Origin of the sequence: Algoriphagus taiwanensis, from assembly GCF_036245645.1 — a bacterium.
GTDB classification, from domain to species: Bacteria; Bacteroidota; Bacteroidia; order Cytophagales; family Cyclobacteriaceae; genus Algoriphagus; species Algoriphagus taiwanensis.
Window position 1 is genome coordinate 217,432 of sequence record NZ_BTPE01000001.1, and the last position, 23,718, is coordinate 241,149.

Genomic DNA, 23,718 nt, shown 5'->3' on the forward strand with positions numbered 1-23,718 from the left:
TTACCTTTGCATCACAATGTCGCGGGATGGAGCAGTTGGTAGCTCGTCGGGCTCATAACCCGAAGGTCACAGGTTCGAGTCCTGTTCCCGCTACAAAAAAGGCCTTATACAAACAGTATAGGGCTTTTTTATTTACCGGGGGACAGTTTGGGGGACACTTTGCTGAGATGATCTCCACATTTAATTGAAGCTGACTCACTCGTTTATTCTGGTGTGCATATATATTTTTTAATTAACTGAGTTTGACATAGAGTCCAAAATCAAAAACCAAATCCGAAAATAGGACCCCACCCGGTTTGAAAATTCAGTTTTTTCTTTGTTGGGTTTTGGGTCTTTGGTGGTGTAGAACCCCAATCACATATCCAGATAAATGACAAAACCTCATTCTGTGCCCTGTATTATGGACAGGGACTGGTGTTACCGTTCATAGTGTTGTTTTGACCATTTCAAGATTCACTCTTCGCAATTGGAGCAATCAAGAGGAAAATTTTGATGAAATGATTATGGATTTTGTAGCTGTCTAGGACAAAGTTATTTACCTCCTCAATTTCCGTCTGTTGAGGAATATTTGTGCTTCCTCATTTAGCTCCTCGAAAGTCTTCACTCTTCCTTTATCAAGGTAAGCAATAAGGTCACTCATAGAGAAATATAGTTTTTTGCCTCGCTTCATCACGGGTATTTCTCTTCTCGAAACTTTACCGTATAAAGTCGCCTTGGTGAGGTTTAAAAATTCAGATGCTTCTTCGATAGTTAAAGGCTTATCTGTTTGTTTGGGGGTATTAGGGGGAAATTGAGAGAGCTCAGATCTTATAGCTTCTTTGACTAGGTCAAGGAATTCTTCTCTCGTGTAGGTGGTTAGGATCAATTCTTTCATTCTAAAAATTAGCTTAATCCTTTGATTTTCCTAGGAAAATTTATCCTTGTCTAGGACTTCTAGAAACAGATAGTTATCCAAAAAGAAATCTTTTCAATTTAATCCTATCGCCCGTCTATTTTAAATTCTCCTAAGCTATTATTTTCCGCTTCAGATAGTTCTGATTAAGTCAGTCAACAATTATTTGTCGAAGTATTCCTTAAATTGAGAAATCAAGGGTTTTTGCTATGTCATAGGGTTTCGTACCCAATTGTTAAATAGGCTAAAAAATATTATTCAACCACTCTTAGATATTCATTTATCTGGATCAGGTTTAACTTGAATAATATGCTGGTTGAAATACAATAGGTGATAGATTTAATGACAATTAATGTCTATCAATTTTAGACTTTATTGGTCCGATCTGATATTTTCTTAATTTCCCAAACCCCCCAACCAATGATACATGCATTGGGTAAGCAGAAGAGATTTATAGTGATCAAACATTGAAAAATTTACCATCTACTTGATGTGCAAAATATCTGACAAATTGAAGCTGTGTACTTGTAATCAAATTGAGGACATCTTCGATCTAAAGCACCATTGGCGACTTTATCAATTTGAGGAAAGTAAATTTCGATTAGTTGGAGAATTAATGCCTCCGCAGAAATTCATGATCGGAAAAAATGATAATAGGTACAATCATGAAAAGTTAAGAGAGATGTTGAACGAGGGTAATTGTTTCGATTTTGACATTAAACTGACAAAAGGGGACATTTTAGAAATTCATTTAACCTGTGAACCTGACAGGAACGATGTCGAAGAAGCCTTTTTAGTCTATCAATTTGTTTTTAATGGAAGGAAATGGGTAAAGGAGAAGCATGATCCATTTGACTCTAATCGAGCATTAAAAAATGGTGGTATAGTTTTAAATTCTTTTAGTGAAGGTTAATCTGAATATTTAAACGAAGTATTTAAATTTAGATGATAATATGGATAACGGATTGGAAAGGTTCACTTTTGAGGCTTCTAAATTAATGGTTGAAGAGCCAGCTCAATTGTTTTCAAAAAACAAACGAATAGTCTATGACCTTTCCTGCCCTCCCAGTGCCGTTTACCACGGAAAGATTGAGTACTCTAGATGGCAGAAAATGGATTTGCCTGAAGAGGTCTATTTGGGAAATAAATCTATAAAACCGATTCTACAAGAGGGATACTATGATTATGAGCCAATCGAAAGTCAAGTTCCAGTGAAGGAATGGCATGTGAATTTTGCAGACGGAGATTTATTTATCGCCTACGGAAGTGACCTATTTGCCCAGGATGAAACGCAGGTGGCAGAGCATCCAGTATTAGCATCCTTGAAACAAAAGCTAAACACATTAAGGAGTGATCCTTATACAGTTGAACATGGTGAGCCTACCCCAATATTGATTTCGGGAGTTGAGAGAAGGTGTTGGGTAAAAACCGATCCCAATATAGAAGAAGGAAGGCCTTTTGGGTTGTATGGAAATGCTTTCGGAAGAGTCTCAGAGGAAGTCATCAAAAAGGCTACTGTGGTTTTAAATCCACCAACTCTCACGAATTTCATTGCTATATCTGCCCCTTATGGGGGAGAAGGTAAATATACCCTTGATGAGGTCCAATATATTTTGGAAACTGCATATTCTGGCTTTAAGGCGGCTGTAATCGAATCTGGAAATGCCCCTACGGTTATTCATACCGGCTTCTGGGGATGTGGAGCTTATGGAGGAAATCGAGTTCTGATGACTTGGTTGCAGATTGTTGCTGGAAAATTAGCAGGTGTTAATCAGCTCATTTTCCACACTGGGAATTCAAATCAAAAGGACCTAAAGAGTGATTGGGCTAAGGTCGAAAAGTATATTGGAAAGGATTCACTACCTACAGATCATTTTTTTAAAAAAATCTTGGATTATGGATTTGAATGGGGTGAAAGTGATGGGAATTAGGCTGAAGGAATTAATGTATGAGTATGTGACAGAAAGGGGATTTTACACTATGGCTCGAATGGCTTCCGATATAATATCGAGGGGAATTAAGCGGGAGTGGCAGAATTCTTTTCATTCAAACCTTGAGATTAATGGAAGTCATTTAGGTTCATTTAGATTGTTTTCTACATTTAAAACCAAGGAAAGAAGTATTTACGAACCTGTTGAGATTTTTTTTGATATATCTGGATTAGAGTATAATCAGGTTGATCCAAAGGAGACTTTTGAGACATTTACAAAAATTTTTGAAAGTGAATCTTTCTATTTGTCAACATTAAATAATGTTTGGATAAGCTATAATGGTTTTTCTGATAATGGATTTGATTTTAGGGTTACTACAAATTTTGATTATCCCGACTTCGAAGAAGACTATATTTTGATCAAAGTTATCCCTGCTCTTTCAAGACTTAACTTGGATAATATGTATAAGAATTCCAAAATTGGGCTGGGAGGGAAGCGGTATCAGAATCCTATATTAGACTATTCCCCCTATAGGTCTTTTGTTTTAGATGTTGATCCAAGTTCTGATCCAATTTATACTTGGAAACTGGATTGGTCCCTTGGATTTTTGATTTGGTTTGAAAACGAGACAAGAGATGGTATTTGTTCCTTTTTGCGAGGTTACCAATTTATGAACTATAGCCCTCGATCATTTAGGTACGCTGTAATGATGTCAATTTTTATAAAAGTTCATCTAATAAAATACAAACCTGAACTTTACTCAAGTCAAACAATGCTTTTAATTTTATTCCTATGCGGTCGTGCCTATGCTGAGACAAAACCGGGAAAGGTTAGTAATCTAGGAAATGAATTATCCAGATTTAGAGAATTTGTATTAGAAGCCAGAAAATTGATTAAGCCTCAAAATTCCAAAAAAGACATTTGGTGGCTTTCTCATCCATGTGATGAATCTATTAATTTGCTCGAAACTTGGAATATGGATGAAATATTAAGCAATAAATTTTTTCAATGGCTGGATTTTCTGAATAAACACTTTTCGGAGTCAAGATTTCAAAAATCCAAATTGAATGCTGATGATTATTTAAAAAATATATTTTTGTTCAATTTGGATTTGATACCATAAAAGAACAGAAGTTTTATGGCATAATAAGTTCCCCTAAAAAAATATCTGCCTTGATGTTGGATTTAATTGAGTCTAGTAACCACATAAAGAAACAGATCCGAATAGTCTTGAATTAAGGTTAAATAACTTTTTTATCCTAAATACCCCCTACTTCTAAGCAATAACGTGATTTTCGTAAGTTAATTCTCCATTTCTGTAAATGGTCAAATAAGGATTATTAATTAAAAGATCATTTATAAGTGAATCTTCCATATCTACATCATCAGCAATCAATACTTTGAGGTTATCGAAGTAGAATAATTCTTCCAAATCATGCAACTTACACCCACTTATATTGAACCATTCAAGTTCCACATTTCTAGACCCTTTGGTTAAGTCTCTAATTCTATCAAATGAAGAGTAGGAGCAATCCAGCGATTCAAGATTAGTCAGGTCTATTCTTTTAAACTGGAGTTTTTTACAATCATGCGCGATTAGTTTTGTAATAGGATGATTTTTATTCAAAAAATTGAGATCTGTCAAATTTGTGTGACTTACATTTAAATATTTCAATTTCCGATGATTTCTCAAAAACTCTATGCTAGTAAGTGATATTCCTGCAAGAGAGAGCCATTCAAGGTTTGGTAGTCTTTCAAGTAACCCAATATCATTGACATTGGAGAAGGATATATCTAATTCACGAAGTGAAGTGTTATTCAAAATGGGTCGGATCGTCTCTATTTGGGTATTGGAAATATTTAAGTGTGTTAGAGAGTTTAGGCCCATCAGTGGTTTTAATCCATTAATGGAGGAAAAGCTCAAATCAAGATATTCTAATGATTTCCAATCCTCGAACGTGCTGATGGTATGATAGTGAAGCATACTGCATTCGGCCCTTCTGATGTTTTTTAATTTTCTTAAGGGGACTAAACCGGATTTAACAGATAGGTCCTGTAAGTAAATAGTTTCCAGTCTCCAAATTGCCTGTAGTTCTTCATCAGATAAATAGGATTGATTTGATAGAGAAATCTCAGCACTACTACTCAAAATATCTCTTAGCTCTTCGGAAAGAGAATTCCACCATTGAAGGTCAATTTCAATTTTATCATCAAATGATTTGCTTTTTGTAGACAACTCTTCTAACTGAAACTCCTCCATAATTAGACTTTGGATTTCTGTAGGGAGTTCAATTTCCTTGGAAAGAAACATTTTTTTAATTCGAGATCGGAATTGATCAGAATCCTGATTTGATTTTAAGCCAGCCAAACTCCAATACCGATTGGCCTTAATTAAGCCATGCTCAATCCACAGTTTCGCATGATCCAAGATTAGGCCTTTTCTACCGTCTGCTTTTGGTCGCAAGCACCTTCCGGCTTGCTGTAAGTAAAGGGAAAGTGATCTAGTGGGTCTAGCCATGATGACAACGTCAATGTCAGGACAATCAAATCCTTCAGTAAATATTTCCACATTACACAGCGCGTCAAGCTTGCCTTCTCTAAAATTATCAACCAATTGTTTTCTTAAAAAACCTGGAGTTTTATAGTCAATGTGTTGGATTTTAATGCCTTCTTTCTGAAACCTGCTGACAATATCTTTTGAATGTTCTGTGTTTACCGCAAAGATTAAGGTTCGTTTTCCAATGCAAAACTCTTTAAAGCTTTTGACCAAATCTGCCATTACCTTGGAATTAGACATAATCCTTTTTGCTGATTCTGATTCATAATCCTTAGTGATTGAATCAACTTTTATTGTTGAAAAGTCTGGATGTGAACTAGCCCGTTGAGTGACGTCACAGAGATATTGGGGTATAAAATCTCGGATTTGTCCAGAAGGGATTAATACGTCATAAATCTGATCGAACCCACGTCCATCCAATCGTTGAGGGGTTGCTGTCACACCAAGAATTTTTAAGGATTCCGTAGTGTAATGTTCAAAAATTCTCAGGTAAGATGGAGAGGTACTGTGATGTGCTTCGTCGACTACGATAAGCGAAAAATTGGCGATTGTGTCAAGTCTTTTGACCAGTGTTTGGATTGTCGCTACCGCAACTTGATTATTGATATCAAAATCTCTATCTGAACTGATCGAAGTTGCTTTGATTCCAAATTGAGCCAATCGGTCTTTGACTTGATCCAATAACTCAATTCTGTGGACAAGGATCAAAATTCTTTTGCTTGGGAACCTATTTGTCTTGAAATCTTTAACTATCTCAGAGAATACCGTTGTTTTGCCCAGACCCGTTGGCATTTGAAGCAATACCCGATTGCATCTTTCCCAAGCAGTATTTATTGAGTTGATGGCATCAATTTGATAAGGTCTTAGGCTTGTCATTATTGATAAATTAAAGAATTTGTCTTTTTTGTTGAATTTATTTAAAAGTAATTCTCATTTCAAACAATTTGAATAGTTAACAATCAAGGTAGAATTTTAACGTTTTTACCATTTTTTTCACGGAAAAGAATTAATCCTATTTCCCAATTCAAAAAAGGTCATGCTCTGTTAGCAGAGCCTATATTTTGAATGGGTTCGTCTTACTACCTCAATCACCTTTTGATCCCCTTCTTGATCATTCCCGTGCCAATCACTATCAGCACAATTGCATATAGTATTACTAAAAGCGCCATGGGATTTTATTTACCCCTCCAAATTATCAAATAGTTGGTTTCTTTAAATCTAGGTCCAATCATCAACCGACAATCGATGTCGGATCTCAAAAACACTTCCTTCCAGGGATTTTCCTTTGAAGAAATGCCCAAATCTTCCCTTCCTTTTCCCCTCGAAAAGCCTATTTTTAAGACTCCATATCACCATGAAATCCCCAAAGTACATAGCGATTACCTCCGGAGCTTTGCTAATCAATGAGTTTGAACAGCTGCTCCCTATCCTAAGCCAACCTGGAATCCATGAGGCTCTCCTCCTCGAATCCAAGGAAAACCGATATATGAAAGTAAAAACGGAGGCAGCCCGTACCAGAATTATTACTGAAATCAAAAGAAGAATTTCTCACCTTCCAAACGAATTCTGGAACTTCTATTCAACTTGTAATTTTGACCAACGAAGAATTTTGTTATTTTTCATCGTCCTGAAAAATTATGAGGTCACCAAGGACTTTCAGTTTGAGATTGTCTTGCAGAAATGGAAGCGACTCGAAACCTCCCTGGATACCTTGGACCTGAAAATGAGAATGGACGAACTGGCATCAAAAAATGAGGAAATCGGAAGTTGGTCTGAGTCCACTCAGCTCAAGGTAGTCACCGTCTTTCTGCGTTGCCTTCGAGAAACGGGATTTCTGAAAGACGGAAAACTCACCAAACCAGCCAATCAGCCTTCATGGTTTTGGGGGTATTTCCACCAAATCGATGAAGCCTGGTTTTTGGAAGCCTGCCTTTTATCCAAAAACGAACGTGAACAGATCGTATGACCATCGCAGAACTCTACGCCAAACTGGCCAATAAGGACTTTCAGGATTACAATACCGCGAAACTGTTTTGGCCAGTATACATGTATGGCTATGACCCAAAAGATGAGTACAAAATCAGGCAGGAAATTCTGGACATCCGGGACCGACTCCATCGGCCCAACACGTATCTGAATGTCCTGACTCTCGATGTCTTTGAGGAATTCCTTGCTTTTCTGGATGCAAGTTCTTTTGGCAAGAAAAACAAACTGGAGTTCTATTTGGAAAATGAATCTTCCAAACCGGACAAAGTCCATCAGGCCCTGCTCAAGGATGCTAATGATGCCAAGTTTCAGGAATGGATTCATAAGCGGATTTCGAATCACTTGGAAGCATCCGAAAAGTTTGAAGTGGCCTACGTTTTCTTGTACGGTTGGGGGGCTATTTTTCCTTACCTGCGAACCAGTAAATTCTTAAACAACTTTGAAAAAAATGTCGGGAAGTATAAGCTCATTGTCTTCTATCCCGGCAAAGTAAAACCTCGATATAACCTTTTTGGGCTCGTGAATGATGAAAATCTCTACCGGGCCACGACTTTAATCAATGAGTGATATGATCATTAATGAGATTTTTGAGAAAGACATTGACCGGGAGATCAACTCGGCGGTTGTAGTCAGCAACCAAAAGAAAGAAACCGTCAATCAGGAAATCAAGGAGTACATTTTTACCGATGAAATCCTGGAGCATCTCTACACCTTGCTCGATACGGTGCTCAACAAACGAAGTGGAAAAACCGGGATCTGGATCAACGGATATTATGGTTCGGGTAAATCCCACTTTATCAAATACGCCCACTACTGCCTCAGTAAGGATACCTCGGCAGAAGCCTTTGAGCACTTTGCACAAGCAGCTGCCAAATACGATACAACCAAAGCAGGTAACCTGGAAACCATCACGGTCAGCAATATCAAGCTGCTTGAGAAAAAGGTGAACAGCATAGAGGTGGAAGACATCCTCTTCAACGTGGAAGATGTCACCTCCGATGACCAATACAAGCAGCGATTGACCCGGGTGTTTTTGGACATGCTCAACAAAACCCGCGGGTACAATGCCAATGATATCCCCCTTGCAATTCTCTTCGAAAAGCCTTTGGACAAAAAGGGGAAACTCGGAGAGTTTAAACAGCTGGTGGCTGAGGAACTTGGGCATGAGGACTGGACCTCAGAAGCCGCCAATATTGCTGCATTTGAACTGGAAAATGTCTTGGAATTGGGGAAAAGGCTGGTGCCGGAGATGGACATTAAAGCCCTGCACACCAAACTCACCGAACCGGAATCTTTCAAAATCGACATCGAGGGGGTACTCATTCCAGAATTGAAAGATTACCTCAAAGATAGAGACCCAAATTACCGCCTGCTTTTCTTGGTCGATGAGATTTCCCAATACATCGGGACCAACAAGGAAATCCTGCTCAACTTTCAAAACATCATCGAGCGGGTCAGCCAAGACCTCAACAATCAGGTCTGGATCGCCTGTACCGCACAGCAAACCTTGGAAGAAGTCTCCGAAAGCATCGATGGTGTGGAAGACACCAAGGACGAGTTTGGAAAGATCCTCGGCCGCTTCGATACCCGGATTTCCCTACAGAGCAACGATGCCTCATACATCACCCAAAAGCGAATCCTGGACAAAAACTCCAAAGGAATCGAAGCCTTGGGCAAAATCTACCGGGAAAACACAGACTACATTCAAAACCAGTTCAAGATCCAGCACGAACTCTACAAAGGCTATGTGGATCTGGCTTCATTTGAGCTGGCATATCCCTTTGTCCCATATCAGTTCAAGCTGATCTCCCACGTCTTTGAAGCCTTCCAAAACCTGGGCTATGTAATCAAGCAGGTCAAGGACAATGAGCGTTCCCTTCTCGGAATCACCCACTTTACAGTGAAGCAAAATGCGAAGCTTCCCGTAGGCGAGTTCATTTCCTTCGACAAGTTTTATAATCAGCAACTGGAGCAAAACCTGACCCAACGGGGACAGCGGGCTATCTCCAATGCTCTGCAACTTCCTTACGTGCAAAACAATGAATTTGCGCTGCGGGTGGTCAAGACCCTCTTTATGATTTCCAACCTACCTGATTCGATCAAGGTCACTTTCCCCTCCAACGTGGATCACCTGACCATCTTGATGATGGATACACTGGATCAGAACAAGCTTCAGCTCCAGACCAAAATCAAGGAAGTGGTGGATCGTCTGGTGGAAGAAAGTATCATCCGGGAAGAAAAAGGGGCTTATTTCTTTTTCAACGAAGACGAAATCGACGTCCAGAACTACATCAAAAACCAAAGCCTGAGCCTGGAAGACCGCTGGACTGAGTTTGACAATATCTTTAGAAGAATCACCAATCTGGGCAACAAACACAGCTTTGGAATCAATGACTTCAAGATCTCCTATTGGGTTGATGATAAGGAAATCTTCCGTAACGGGGATTTCAAAATCAAGATCCTCTTCACGGACAAAGCCGACTACCATGTGAAAGCCCTTCAAAACTCCTCCATGGACATGATGGTGGGCGTCAGTCTCTGGTTCATGGCTGACAAGGAACTACAGCGGGACTTCGAATGGTATGTTCGCACCAAAAAGTTCTTCGCCTTCAATTCCGATTCGGCCATCGGTGAACGTGCCCGAACCATTGACAATTTCAAAGTCCGAAACGATGCCTTGCGACTCAAGATCGAGAAGAAATTCAATGACAAGTTTGCCGAGACGGACTACATCCTCGGTCAGCGGGTGGTGGACTCCTCGGAGATCAACGGTTCCACTCCGCCGGATCGACTGAAAAACGCGATCACCAAACACTTGGAGCGGGTCTATCATAAAAACCAAATCGCCCAATCCTATGTGAAGAGCCAGCAGGAACTCCGCGACTTGATGAAGCGGGGTGTCCAAGCCAGTCTGGAACTAGATGCGGTAGAAACGGAAGTCAACGACTTTATCACCCTGCGTGGGGATGAAGTCAGTGTGGATGACCTGATCAAGCATTTTGAAAAGGAACCCTTCGGATGGAAGTTTGAAGCGGTCCTGCAGGCGATCTGGCAGTTGGAAGCTAAGAAGAAGAGGGAGTTTGTATATCACAACACCCCGCGCTATCCGGCCAAGGACTTTATCGAGCAGGCCATGAAGACCTCCGAGCGGGTCAAGTGCATCGTCCGTGCCGGAGAGGAAATTCCTCAGTCAGTCTTGGATGAGGTACAGGATCATTTCAAACTGATCTTCAACAAGGACCTTCCCAAAAGCTCAAATGGTAACGAGCTATTTGACTACCTGAAAAAAGAAATCAATCAGTACTACCACTCCTTCGAACGGGAGGAAGACACCTTCTATGGCAGCTATCCTTTTGGCAACGCCTTCCATGACCTGCGCAAAAAACTGGATGACCTCCAGGGTGCCCGCGATCCCAAGTCGCTTTTCCGCAGGCTGAGCGATCAGCGTCAAGAACTCAAGCATGCCTTCGATCTGGCCAAAGGCATGGCGGACATCATGTCCCGGGCCAAGCCGGAATACGATGCCATCCGGGATTTTTACAAAAACAACCAGGAAAATATACGCGAACTCGGTCCCGACAGCATCGAGCGGTCGGAGAAAATTGGGGAATTCCTGCTCAGCGATGATCCCCGACAGGAGCTTCGCCATATCATCAAGGCTTACAAAGAACTCAAGGAAGACCTTAAGTCCCACCTGGACCAAGTCCGCGAGCAAGTGCTAAACGAGTACGATCGCATCTTTGATGAATTGGAAGCTGAAGCTCAAAGCCTTCAGGTAAGCGAATCCAATGTCTATGCTTCCCGGGAAGCGACTCTGGATCGCATCAAAAAAATCCAGTCCATTACCCAGCTGAAGCTCAAGCAATCGGAATCCAGCAGCTTCAAGCAGGACGAACTCGAAAAGATCATCCGCTTTGCCAGCAAGAAAAAAACCGAGACCGGTTCCGGGATGCTGGTCAACGAACCCCAGGAATACTACCTGACTCGGGTGAAAGCACGGATCACCACCGAATCCGAACTGGAAGAATACCTCCAACAGATCCGAAAAGAAATGAGCGAAATGCTCCGAAACAACAAAACCATCCTGATCAAATAAGCCCCTATGAACCTGAAGACTTTTTCCCAACTGGCGCGCAGAAGCCTGATCAAAGGAGTAGAGAAGAAATTGTTGTTTTGGGGATTTGATGCCAAAGGAAATGTATTGGAGGAGCCGCTTCCTGTGGATGGGGGCTACCTGATGCGCGGGGAGCCTTATGACGATCCTACGGTGCCAGCCAAGTGGACTGCACTCCGGGATGCCGTAAGCAAAAAAGGAATCGAAACCGTCATCGAAGAGGCTTCTTACACCTGGTTTAACCGCATCATGGCCATCCGCATCCTGGCCAAAAACGGCTACGACCGACCTCAACTCGAGTACGAAGGAGACTCCAAAACTCCCACCATCCTCGTGCGGGCAAGACGGGGACAGACGGACTTTCTAAACTCGGCGGAAAAATCCCGACTCACCAAAGTCCTCAGCGACTACAGCAAGGAAAAGGAAGCCTTTGCCATCCTGCTGGTCGGCTACTGCGAGCATCACCAACTCCTCAAGGCCATCTTCGGACGCTTGGATGATTATACCGAGCTCCTGCTGCCGGACGATATCCTGGAGGAAGGCGGACTCATCCAGCTCCTAAATACTACCGATGCCATCTCCGATGAAGACTACCAAAAGGTCGAGCTGATCGGCTGGCTTTACCAGTTCTATATCTCGGAGAAAAAGGACGAGGTCTTTGCCTCCTTCAAGAAAAACAAGAAAGCGGAAGCCAAGGACATCCCGGCGGCCACGCAGATCTTCACACCCAACTGGATCGTGAAGTACATGGTGCAAAATACGGTAGGTAAACTCTGGCTGGATCTGAATCCCGACTCTTCCCTGCGGAGAGACATGGCCTACCTGATCGATGATCCCGAGCAGCAGCAGTCGCCCATCATCTCCGAGGCAGCCCAACTCAAGCTTCTTGATCCGGCAGTGGGATCGGGCCATATCCTGGTCGAGGGCTTCGATCTGCTCTATGCCATGCATATGGAAGAGTACTACACCCCGGAGGATGCCGTGCGGCATATCCTGCAGGACAACCTCTTCGGGCTGGATATCGACACCCGGGCAGTGCAACTCGCCTGCTTCGCCCTGCTGCTAAAGTCCGCCAAATATTATCCTGAGGTGCTGAAAAAAGAATGGATGCCCCAGATCTATGCGATGCCGGAGGCCTACCTCTTTACTAGACAGGAGATCCTGGATTTCCTTGGAAGGGAAGGGCTCAGCTACGAAGAGGAACTGACCGATGCCCTGAAGCTGATGCGGGATGCTCAGAACCTCGGCTCGACTATGATCATCGACCTTAGCAAGGATGGACGTGCTTTCCTGATCAAGCGAATCAAGGAACTCGAAAAGCTCGCTCAAACAGACTTTGGCTTGCAGTCCATTCTAAACCGCTTCCGTCCCTATATCCAAGTCATGCGGATCTTAACCGATCAATATGAGGCGGTGGCTGCAAATCCACCATATCTTTCGTTTAAGAAATATAATTCAATTTTGATCAATTATCTTATTGAGAATTTCTCAGTCTCTTACAACGATCTTTCTACAGTTTTTATGGAGCTTTCATCGAAACTAATAAAAACAGGTGGTTACTATTCTATGATCAATCAAACAAGTTGGATGATAAAACCAACATTTGAAATTCTGAGAAATCGTTTTCTTGAAAATCGAAATACCGAGGACTTTGCTTCTTTGCTATACTTAGGACCTGGAACTTTTGATGAAATAAATGGAGAGGTAGTACAATCTGTTTCTTTTACTGTTTCGAAATCGCCCAAAAACAGGACCATTTTCTTCAAATTGAATAAGGAGAAGGATAGTACCAGTAAGGAGAATTCTTTTTTAAAAAGGAAATGCAAAGTAATTGAAAAACCAACTTCAGAGTTTTCTAAGCTACCCGGGAATCAATTTGGATTTTGGTTAAATGAAGATTTATTAAAGACTTTTGAATCTTCTCCCATTTCATTATACGGTGATGCCAAGCAAGGTTTAAAGACTGGAAATAATCCATATTTCATAAAAAATTGGTTTGAAATAAGTTGTAGAAAAATAAATAGTAAATGGTTCCCAGTTGAGAAAGGTGGAGATTTTAAAAAATGGTTTGGCAATAATGATTTCTTTCTTAATTGGGAAAATCAAGGGTATGAAATAAAAAACTTTTTCAATGAAGAGGGGAAATTAAGGTCACGTCCTCAAAACCTTAATTATTTTTTTACTATTGGAGCAACTTGGTCAACCTCTGCAGGTGAAAAACCTTCATTTAGATATTCAGGAGGAGAGTTCACTTTTGAAAGTAGTGGCTCAAAATTTTTCTCTAATAGTACAATTTATGATGTACATGTTTTTTTGGCCTACTTAAACTCCTATGTAGCTAAGTATATCATAGAAGTTTTCGCACCAGGCATTGGAATATCAGAAGGAGCTATAAAAGCTCTCCCATTTATTACTGGCAAACTCCCTTATGATTTGATAAGAACAAAGGCGATCGAGAACGTCAGAATCTCCAAATCCGACTGGGACTCCCGAGAAACGTCTTGGGATTTTGAAGGTTCCCCTCTTATAAGAGAAAGAAGTCTTAAGTCAGCTTACCAAATTTGGGAGGAAAAAGTAACAACTGATTTTTTTGCTCTGCACCGGAATGAAGAAGAACTGAACCGGATCTTTATCAGGATTTATGGTTTGGAGGAAGAACTTACCCCGGAGGTGCCGCTGACGGAGATCACCATCCTGCAGGAGGAGTTGGATGAGAAGAAGCTACAGAAGCTGGAAGACCGAAGACGGGAGACCGAAGACTTGAGTAGTTTGAAGTTGCCGATTAAGCGGGAGGTGGTGATGAAGCAGTTGATCTCCTATGCGATCGGCATCAGCATGGGGCGGTACAGACTGGACCGTCCGGGTTTGCATATCGCCCATCCTGATCCTACCACAGAGGATTTGAAGCCTTACAAGTTTGAACCATACACGATTGAGATCGATGAAGATGGAATTATCCCGATTATGGGTTCGGCCGGTACCTTCGCCGACGATGCCCTACAGCGGGTGAAGTACTTCTTGGAAGTGATCTGGGGTGCCGACACGCTCACCCAGAACCTGAACTTCCTGCAGGAATGTCTGGACGAAGACCTAGAATCCTACCTCGTGAAGAAGTTCTGGAAAGACCACTGCAAGACCTATAAGAACAAGCCGATCTACTGGCTCTTCAGTTCGGATAAGGGTGCATTCCAGGTGCTTGCCTACATGCACCGGATGAATGCCTTTACCGTGGAGAAGATCCGCAGCAATTACCTGATGCCTCACCTGAAGCATCTCCGCACCCAGATCGACCGCCTCGAAGCCAGCAAGGAAGACCCACGCCTACTCGACCGCCTCCAAAAAGCCCTCACCGAGTGCGAAGCCTATGATTTGATCTTGAAGGACGTTGCCGACAAGCAAATCACCTTCGACTTGGATGATGGCGTAACGAAGAATTATGAGTTGTTTGAAGGAGTTGTGGGGAAGGTGAAGTAAAATAAAGAGAAGATTCAAAGTCAAGACTTACAATGTAAGACTTGATTAATCGCATTTGAGCCAACTCCTCCTTCTGAAAGCGGGCAGGGGGATTTCAAGTCAAAAAACTCAAGATTAGAGACATGATTTCATTTATGCTTTAACCCTCCTTCCTATGAGATTAGAACAAATCGTAAAAGAATATCAAACTGAAGAATATAAGTTTTTCAAATACAAGGATCGAGAAGGCAATGAGATCAAAACACATTTCATTTTTGAAACCCACAAAGACTATCTCGATAAATACTTGGGATTTTATAAAGAATTGGATGATTTGACAGAGGTCATCGTAATGGCCTCTGATGGGATATTTAAGTTGACCAATCAAGGAGTTCAACATTTCATCAAACACAATCATCAAGAGGAGTTTATTGGCAGAGACGGCAAAAAAAGAGGTATTTCGGCCGAGATATCAAAAGAAGTTAGAAACAATTTGATCAAAAGAATTCAGGACCTTGTAAGTTCAAATTCCTTCGACCAGATATTTGAAATAGTTTCCTCTTGCAAGGTCAAAGGTTTTGGTGAACTCTCCATTTATGACACTTCATTAAGAATTTCCTCTTTTCTAAATCTTGAACCTGATAAAGTATATCTCCATGCTGGCGCCCGAAAAGGGATAGAAATTCTCGAAAAAAAAGGCTATGTAAGACCGGGGATATCACAACAAAAATGGGTAGAGATGTCCGACCTTCCAGAGGAAACACACGTACTTTCACCCAAAGAAGCTGAGCATTTTTACTGTTCAAAGAAGGAGGAATTAGAGCTTCTGAACCCCAAAATTACTATTTAAAAATAATGACTTATTAAAAATATAAACTAATTTTTACAAGCTTATGTCAAGAATCCAATGCATAGAATTTTATTGAAATATTCATCTTAAATATCAGGAAATGGCTCTTTAAAAAATTTAAATTAATCGCTATGGTTTTGGTTACTTAGACTATGATTAGCTGAGGAGTAAGGGGTTACATCCAAATAAATTTGGAATATTTATTTTATCAATTCTTAGATTTAATATTCTTTCAAAAAGAAAAATGGCTTTTATTACAAACTTTAATGCTTCCAGATTTCTTAGGGAAGCCGATTTAAATGATATAAAAATTAGAGAAAGAGGATTATTTCGTAAATCTATTTTCTTTTTTAATTGGTATGAGGAGTTATTTCTTAAGGTTTATCAGGAAATGTTAGAGAATCCAACACATTTTTTTGGGAAGGTTTACAAAAAAATAGAAAAAGAAACAGATGACTATTCTTATGTCAGCCCTCCAAAAGCTCCGTCCTATCATGATAATCATGATTGTCCACTTCTTAATGCGGACTATAAAAATTTCCTAATTCCTGATGAAATTCGAGCTCAAGGAATAGAAAAAGTAAACGAGTTTAGAAATTGGTTCAATACAGTACAGCACCTTTTTGAAAATGATCCTGCCGCTTTTCAAGCAAGGTTTATGGCTAGGTGGAAAATTCTGGTATCCATAAATGAAATTGAAAGAGCAAATTCAGGGGTGGCAGAAGTTCAAAATCAATCCTTAGATGAGTTAATTGGAAAAATTGTTCACTTACTAGATGAAGCAAAAAGTTATATTAATTCTTCATCCGAAAACAAGCAAATCCTTAATACCCATAATCAGAAATATGCCTATTTGGGATTAAGAGAAGATAGTTTGGATAAGAATAATACGCCATTTCCTAATGAGTTGTTAAAAGAGAAAATGGCTCATTTCGAATTGAATTTTAAAAAACCAATTAAAAATTTTCTTTTGGAATATTATAGAATGACATTGAATCCAAACCTTAAGTTCGACGGCAAACTATTAGAAGGTGTAGGATTCGTTCCCTGTCCCCAATGTTGTGATGAAATTGATTCGGAGGATATTCCATTTTAAAGGAAGGTTGAGATTTACTTATTTTATCAGTTTCTCTATTGAATTATAATTTAGGCTGATTAAAAATCAATCTATTCCAAACCTTTGAAGACTTTAGATCACTACCTTTTTGAGAGTAGCAATATGATTATTTACGGAACTGGCTTAATCAAAAAAGTAATTTGTTTTTTAGCTTTTCAAGATGTGGATGATTATTTTTTTGCGCCAGTACATTAATTGACTGTATTTTAAATCAAAAAAAAACATTTGAATTTAGTCGGAAACGACAATTTAACTAATAAAATAATCAAAAAAATCATTAAGTCAACCTAAAACGGAAACTTAATTTGGAAAACTGGTATCAAAATTTTCCTGAAAAACAATTTTAATCTTGGCAATACCTGTTCCCATGGTAAAGGAAGAAGATTTTGGATTCAGAAGAATTTGAAGTAGGAATTTTTCAAGGGATTTATGAACGTCAACCTCTGCTTAAAATTTACATTCTAAGAGTACGAAATCAGAAAGTCCTTCAGTTAGTAAAAGAGAATTTATTAATAATATGGGAAAGAATTTTGTGAGTCATGCAGTTTTGACTTTAAGAATATCTATGGTGAACTTGACAAGAACTTTATCGAAGTCCATAATATCGAAACTTTGAGATAAAGAGATTAAAAAATGAAATACCAAATCCTGAAGATACTGCCTTGCTTTGCTCAAATTGACAAAGGATGGTTCATTGACTACCTCTGCAAAATGGTAAATCAGAATTAGGTTCGATCTTTAAAAAATAAAGCAGAGGAATCATCCCTACCTTCTTGTTTATCCACCCACTTGTGGACATTTTGAACTTAGAAACAAAAGCAAGTTAAGCCCAAGATGCTGAGTAGTAAAATTGAAAAATCCTTCGAAACTGATCCTTCCCTTAGAGCTCTATTTCTATTTGATAAAGAGGGAGCCTTTAAGGAAGAGGCTGATACCCTCGCGCTGGAAGGAATCCGGATAGAAAAATTTGCCGACAATTTCTTTTATCTGAAGAAGAAGCTTCACACGGACTGGGTCAATGAAAGGGTATTTCTCTATTTCAATTTTGCTTCTCCGCACAAAACCGGGAAATTTTTGGAGTTTCCCCTTTTGGATATTTTGGAAGCCAACAAAGAACTGGTGACCGATGATGAAGAGTCATTTTTGGAGGAGTTCAATCTGGAACGAAGCCAGAAAAATCTTGTCAAAAAATACATCAAGGAATTGCAGTATTCTTCCGTACAGGAAGTTTGTCGTCCCATTCTTCAATCTGGAAAGCTCGATGAAGAATCACTGCAAAGAGGACTGATCTCTGCTTTTCTTAAGTTGAACCAAGTCAGTTCCTGGGAAGTGGTTTTGTCCAAAAGTCTACTGTTAGGATTTCCTGAAAAAGAAACTGAGTGGAAGCGATTGATGAGAAAACTGAGTGAAAACGATCTCCTCGGTGTCTTTTCCAAAAAAATCAACTACTTCTTCGGCAAGTCTGCAGAAGTGATTGACCAGGGTTTTTTGGTTCACCTGCTCCAAAAAACACGGTACAATCAAATCACCCAATTCATTCAGGAATCTCACAGAGACGACCCCTACAAGGGGTTAAAAATCCAAGATAAGAGCCAACTCACCGGGATTTTTCAACTCATCCAAGAGGCGACAAACCATCCACAAATTGGACAACGGTTTGAAGAAGCATTAGAAGCAGCGGGTAGCACGATTCATGGAAAAAAATTGATCGAGCTCTATGGGGTTGAATCGGACTATGGTTTGATCACCCCGGAGATGGCTTGGATTCTATTGTCCTCCATAGGCGAAAACATCGACTTTTCACCTCAGCTCACTGCGCAAAAACTTAAAAAAATCAGCACAGAGCATTCGCTCTCTCCTAGCTTACACCAAGCCTATGAATTCCTGATCAAAACGGGAGAAATGATCCAACAGATCAACTCCATATCCAACTACACACTGAACCGCTGCGAGGATTATATTGTAGCTTACACCACCGATTGGAGTAAAATTGACACCTCCTATCGAAAGGCCATCCAATCTCATCGAAACATTCAGGAAATCGGAGATGGATTTGACTTGGATGCCTATTTTACCCTATTGAATAAGCGCTACGAAGACTTCCTTGAAAAATCAAATAGAGAATGGCTCAGATGTTTGAAGGAATTGAAGTTTGATTATTCTAATATATCAACGAAAAAGCAATACGACTTTTTTCAAAAAGAAATCCGTGAAGCGGAAGTGAAAACTGTAGTAGTTATTTCCGACGCATTACGATTTGAGGCTGCTAAGGAACTGCTTGGGATCATGCATGGAGACGATAAAAATGTCGCCCAAATGGATTATGCATTAGCCTCCATACCATCCAAGACCAGTATAGGAATGGCTCAACTCCTTCCCTGCACCGATCTTTATTTCAATAATGGGAACATCACCAACTTAGGGATCTCCACAGAAGGAGTCAAAAACAGAGAACAAATCCTGAATCGGGAAATTAATGAAAGCATCGCAGTACAATACAGCCAAATCGAAGGTCTTCCGATCAAGGAAGCCAGGGAGCTTTTTAAGGCTCCAGTTGTGTATGTGTACCATGATGTCATTGATTCAACTGGGGATAAAAAACCAAGTGAACGAAGAACATTTAACGCAGTCGATGAAGCGTTGCAGGAGCTTGGGAAATTTGTCAACAAACTCCACCACACCTTCAATGTGACCCGGGTATTTGTTACCGCAGATCATGGATTTATATACCAAGACTTGGAAATCAAGGAGACTGATAAGGAGGCTTCACCCGGAAATGGAGATATCTCCAGCCACAACCGATATGAAATCTCTGCCCAAGAGTCAAAACCGAAACTCGGATATTGTTTTCCGCTATCAGCCACTACCCGGTTGCGGGATGGAGATCAATATTGGGTAACTATTCCAGAATCAATCAATAGGTATAAAAAGCAAGGTGTAGGGCATCAGTTTGTTCATGGAGGGGGTGCTTTGCAGGAACTGATCATCCCTGTGATCAATAGCTACCGAAAAACTCAGGCGGTAGCTAAAAAAGTGAGGCCTATCGTTACCAATGAATCTCAGCTGAAAATCGTCTCCAATATTCTCAGGGCAAATTTTCTTCAAGAGAAAAAGGTCTCAAGAACCGAAAAGGAATTGGAGCTTATCGTTGGGCTTTATAAAGACAATCAACTGGTAAGTAATGAGGCTTATCTAAAAATGGACTCTTCCTCAGATTCACCTACTGACAGAATCCAAAAAGTGGAACTTATCCTCAATAGCTCCGCAGTACAAGAGTCTCTGCTTAAACTGAAAGTCTTTGATGCAGAAGAACGACTGAATCCGATCATCGAAATCTTTGTCCGTAATCAAACCATAATTGCAACTGATTTTTAACGCTATGGAACTACAAGAAAAAATACTGCAGCATTTTGAAGGAAAAGTCGTCCGCAAGGACTTGACATCGAGAGTTAAAGGAAACGCTGTGGTTCCAACCTATGTTTTGGAGTACCTCTTAGGTCAGTACTGCGCAATTAATGATGATTCAATCATCGAGGCTGGGATTGAAAAAGTAAAAGCAGTTATCAAGAATAATTATGTTCATCGAAGCGAGGCTGAAATAGTCAAGTCCAAAATCCGACAAGATGGCAAATACAAGATTATTGATAAGATCAATGTTTCGCTTAATGACAAGGCCAATATTTATGAAGCTGAGTTTGCCAACCTCGGAATCAGGCATGTACCTATAGCCGACACGATGGTCATGGATCATCCCAAATTGCTCAGTGGCGGCGGAGTATGGTGTATCCTCACCATGGGCTATTCCCATGCTGCCGAGACAGATATCCGCTGGATCATTCAGGAAATCAAACCTATTCAGGTGGCCAATGTCCGGCTGGAGGAATTTATTGAAGCACGAAAATCCTTTACCACAGATGAATGGCTGGATCTGTTGATGCATAGCATCGGGCTAAATCCGGATTTTTTTAATAAAAGAGGGAAGCTGATCCAAATTTCAAGACTGATCACCCACGTCGAAAACAATTTCAATTTCATCGAACTCGGTCCAAAAGGAACAGGGAAATCACATATTTTCTCTGAGCTTTCTCCTCATGGCGTTTTGGTTTCGGGAGGAGATGTGTCTAAAGCACGCCTCTTTGTCAATAACACCGGAAATAAAATAGGCTTGGTTGGTTATTGGGATGTGGTCGCCTTGGATGAATTTGAGCAGGAAAAAGGTGGCAAAAAGGTAGATGGAGACTTGGTTAAAATCATGCAAAACTACATGGCTAACCAATCCTTCAACCGGGGCAAAGAAACCTATCAAGCCACCGCTTCGATGGCCTTTGTGGGGAATACCAAGCACACGGTTCCCTATATGCTTAAAAATTCACATCTCTTTGAGTCCATTCCTGAAGGCTATATCAAAGGGGCTTTCTTGGACAGAATGCACATGTATATCCCTGGCTGGGAGGTTCGGATTTTAAAGAGCTCTGTTTTTACCAAGGACTTTGGATTCATTGTAGATTACTTGGCTGAGATTCTCAAAGAACTTCGAAAGTGGGATTACAGTGGGATCATGGATCAATTTGTGGAATTGGACGGCTCATTGACAACAAGAGATAAAACTGCAATCAGAAAGTCATTTTCAGGACTTGTCAAGCTGCTCCATCCTAATCGCCAAATTGGGGAGGCAGAAGCATTGGAATTAATTGACTTTGCTATTGAAGGCAGGATCAGAGTGAAGGATCAGCTTTATATCATTGACGAGACATTCAGGAATGAACCGGTCGAATTTAAATACCGAATCAAATCTTCAGGCCGAGAAGTAAAACCAGAGACCCTTGAAAAACTGAATTTCCTATCTCAAGAGAAAAGGTCCTCAGATTCTAACCCTGATGAATTAGACGAATCCACACAAAAACTTTCGGAAAGTAACGCTTCTACGTACAACACGAAGTTAGAACCACATCAGGTGAGTCTAAAAGACAACCAAACCGGAATTTCCTATCAAAGACTTTTTGGTGATTACCTCAGAGGTGCTACTAAAATTCAACTTCAAGATCCCTATATCCGGATGTATTACCAATTCAAGAACCTCTTGGAATTCTGCTTGATGTTGAGTCAAAACAAAAAACAAGAGGAGGAGATCCTGTTACACGTAGTTTCAAATAATACTTCGGATCATTTGGAGGACTCCAGGTTAAATTTTGAAGAACTTCAGGAGAGTGTCTCCGATCTTGGTATTCAATTAACCTATGAATTTCGGGACATACATGACCGTTCTATACTTGCCGACAACGGATGGAAAATTAGTCTTGGAAGAGGCTTGGATATTTTTGACAGAATTGAAGGTAAATTCAGTGCTGCAGACCTTGATCAAACTAAGAGAAAATGTAAGGCTTGTGATATTACGTTTTTGAGGATTTAATCATGTTTATTATCCATGAAATAAAAGTCATCAATTTCGCTTTATCTCCCATCCGAAGTGAATAAGATAAGCATTGGTAAAAAGAAGACCAAAATCCGGATATCAACAGTCATAATTTGTAAACATTGTCGAAAGGAAATAACTATAGCCCAAAAAATACCACCTAAGTAACCTATGGAACAAAATTTTTTGCAAGCTTCTTTTGGTTGGATTGATTTTTCAAAAGAACAAAAAAACAAAGTTGGTGCCGTCCTTGATCTATTAAAATTTGAAGGAATGGTGGATGAACTTGGTCTGGGCACTGTAAGGGACATTTTAGCGGACAGGATGTTTCCAGGACTCAGTACAATCCAGACCAAAGCAAAATACTTCTTTTACATACCTTACATACTCTGGGATTACCAGTTGCTTTCACCTTCCCAAAAAAAGAAAATCAATCCTTCAAAATATTTAGATGATCAAGAGCATGAAATCATGTGGGAGTTGGCGCCAAAGTATAAAGATGGAGATGGAGTCATTGGAATCAGTAAAATAAAACCAGAAAGAATCGCCAGAAGGCCTTCAGCGATTTATTGGAATGGCTTATACACTTTTGGTTTAATTGACACCAGAGGTCTTGGTGCTGAGTCTTTTTTAAAGAATTGTTCCAAGCGTTCCCTTTCTGACCTTCTTTCTTCCCAATCTACTGGAGATGATGCTCCCAAAGATGATGCAGATGTGGATTTTGAAAATATCTTCAGTATTAAGATTCCATACAAAAAGAACTGGAGAAGCGAATTATCCATTGAACTGGATAAAGAGGAAGCACAAATCTTAAAAGATCATATCAAAAGCAGGGCAAATAAAACTTTGCTGAGTTTATTGCTTGAGGAGGATAAAATATGGAATGTGTTTTTTGCTGCTAATAACTTCAGCGAATTTGCAAAGGCTTGTGAAAGCTTAAAGATTCCATCCCAGATTTATAAGGAAATACAATTGGCACATGATTTTTCAGAATTGATGTACGGTAGTCATCTGTTTTATAATATGATGATCCAGGAAAAGAAGTTTGGGAATGGATTTTATTTGAATGAATGGGAATTGTGGAAAAATGGGATTTTGGATAATTTGATGTTAGGAAGTGGATTTAATCCTGATGAAATATTCAGCCTTGGCAAAGTCAATAGAGACGAGACAGTTGTGTTCATTAAAAGATTTTGGGAAATGGCAAATCGGGGTTTTGATGATGAAAAATCCTTAAGAAACATGGTTACCAATCAGGAGTTTGGTGTGAAAGGAGCTAAAGCGAGATTACATCCGGAAAAACTTCATGATGTGCAGGAAGAAAAATGGATAGGGTTAAGACATTTTGAATATAGGTTTAGGCAAGCTAAGGTGATTATTAACGATATCAGAAATCCCAAATAAT

General features: G+C 40.1%; 14 protein-coding genes and 1 tRNA gene. 13 read left to right on the forward strand and 2 right to left on the reverse strand.

All coding sequences use genetic code 11. The features are described from left to right. Nucleotides 1-20 precede the first annotated feature (20 nt). A tRNA-Met gene (locus AAA938_RS00915) sits at nucleotides 21-93 on the forward strand. 442 nt (nucleotides 94-535) lie between these two features. Here AAA938_RS00915 and AAA938_RS00920 read toward each other — a convergent pair. Then, nucleotides 536-874: a helix-turn-helix domain-containing protein gene (locus AAA938_RS00920; RefSeq protein ID WP_338226764.1), complete on the reverse strand. Its 339-nt coding sequence runs from the start codon at nucleotides 872-874 to the stop codon at nucleotides 536-538. Nucleotides 875-1,526: 652 nt separating this feature from the next. Here AAA938_RS00920 and AAA938_RS00925 point away from each other — a divergent pair. The 3 genes from AAA938_RS00925 to AAA938_RS00935 are packed head-to-tail and all read left to right on the forward strand — an operon-like array spanning nucleotide 1,527 to nucleotide 3,946. Continuing rightward, nucleotides 1,527-1,805: a hypothetical protein gene (locus AAA938_RS00925; RefSeq protein WP_338226765.1), complete on the forward strand. Its 279-nt coding sequence runs from the start codon at nucleotides 1,527-1,529 to the stop codon at nucleotides 1,803-1,805. A gap of 40 nt (nucleotides 1,806-1,845) precedes the next feature. Beyond that, nucleotides 1,846-2,823 (forward strand): hypothetical protein, encoded by a 978-nt coding sequence (locus AAA938_RS00930; protein ID WP_338226766.1) that lies wholly within the window; start codon nucleotides 1,846-1,848, stop codon nucleotides 2,821-2,823. Further along, on the forward strand, nucleotides 2,789-3,946 hold the full coding sequence (locus tag AAA938_RS00935; RefSeq protein WP_338226767.1) for a hypothetical protein: 1,158 nt from the start codon (nucleotides 2,789-2,791) through the stop codon (nucleotides 3,944-3,946). The genes AAA938_RS00930 and AAA938_RS00935 overlap by 35 nt, the downstream gene beginning before the upstream one ends. Nucleotides 3,947-4,099: 153 nt before the next feature. On the opposite strand, the gene AAA938_RS00940 is transcribed toward AAA938_RS00935, so the two are convergent. Further along, the gene (locus AAA938_RS00940) at nucleotides 4,100-6,256 is read right to left on the reverse strand and encodes a DEAD/DEAH box helicase family protein (protein ID WP_338226768.1); all 2,157 of its coding nucleotides are present in this window, start codon (nucleotides 6,254-6,256) and stop codon (nucleotides 4,100-4,102) included. Between the two features lie 478 nt (nucleotides 6,257-6,734). On the opposite strand from AAA938_RS00940, the gene AAA938_RS00945 reads away from it, so the two are divergent. The 9 genes from AAA938_RS00945 (at nucleotide 6,735) to AAA938_RS00985 (ending at nucleotide 23,717) form a co-directional block, all read left to right on the forward strand. Further along, on the forward strand, nucleotides 6,735-7,346 hold the full coding sequence (locus AAA938_RS00945; RefSeq protein WP_338226769.1) for a BrxA family protein: 612 nt from the start codon (nucleotides 6,735-6,737) through the stop codon (nucleotides 7,344-7,346). Then, complete coding sequence (locus AAA938_RS00950) at nucleotides 7,343-7,933, forward strand: BREX protein BrxB domain-containing protein (RefSeq protein ID WP_338226770.1); 591 nt, start codon at nucleotides 7,343-7,345, stop codon at nucleotides 7,931-7,933. The genes AAA938_RS00945 and AAA938_RS00950 overlap by 4 nt, the downstream gene beginning before the upstream one ends. Beyond that, the gene (gene brxC / locus AAA938_RS00955) at nucleotides 7,926-11,462 is read left to right on the forward strand and encodes a BREX system P-loop protein BrxC (protein WP_338226771.1); all 3,537 of its coding nucleotides are present in this window, start codon (nucleotides 7,926-7,928) and stop codon (nucleotides 11,460-11,462) included. Before AAA938_RS00950 ends, brxC begins: the two co-directional genes overlap by 8 nt. Nucleotides 11,463-11,468: 6 nt before the next feature. Next, nucleotides 11,469-14,954: a BREX-1 system adenine-specific DNA-methyltransferase PglX gene (gene pglX / locus AAA938_RS00960; RefSeq protein WP_338226772.1), complete on the forward strand. Its 3,486-nt coding sequence runs from the start codon at nucleotides 11,469-11,471 to the stop codon at nucleotides 14,952-14,954. Nucleotides 14,955-15,108: 154 nt separating this feature from the next. Then, complete coding sequence (locus AAA938_RS00965) at nucleotides 15,109-15,783, forward strand: hypothetical protein (protein WP_338226773.1); 675 nt, start codon at nucleotides 15,109-15,111, stop codon at nucleotides 15,781-15,783. Between the two features lie 244 nt (nucleotides 15,784-16,027). Next, nucleotides 16,028-16,879, forward strand: coding sequence for a hypothetical protein (locus tag AAA938_RS00970; RefSeq protein ID WP_338226774.1), 852 nt, complete (start codon nucleotides 16,028-16,030; stop codon nucleotides 16,877-16,879). An 855-nt stretch (nucleotides 16,880-17,734) separates the two neighbouring features. Continuing rightward, a complete protein-coding gene (gene pglZ, locus AAA938_RS00975) occupies nucleotides 17,735-20,275 on the forward strand; it encodes a BREX-1 system phosphatase PglZ type A (protein ID WP_338226775.1) in 2,541 nt (846 codons plus the stop codon). A 4-nt stretch (nucleotides 20,276-20,279) separates the two neighbouring features. Beyond that, entirely contained in the window at nucleotides 20,280-22,310 is a 2,031-nt protein-coding gene (brxL, locus tag AAA938_RS00980) for a BREX system Lon protease-like protein BrxL (RefSeq protein ID WP_338226776.1), read from the forward strand. A 174-nt stretch (nucleotides 22,311-22,484) separates the two neighbouring features. Further along, nucleotides 22,485-23,717, forward strand: coding sequence for a DUF6361 family protein (locus AAA938_RS00985; protein WP_338226777.1), 1,233 nt, complete (start codon nucleotides 22,485-22,487; stop codon nucleotides 23,715-23,717). Nucleotide 23,718 lies beyond the last annotated feature (1 nt).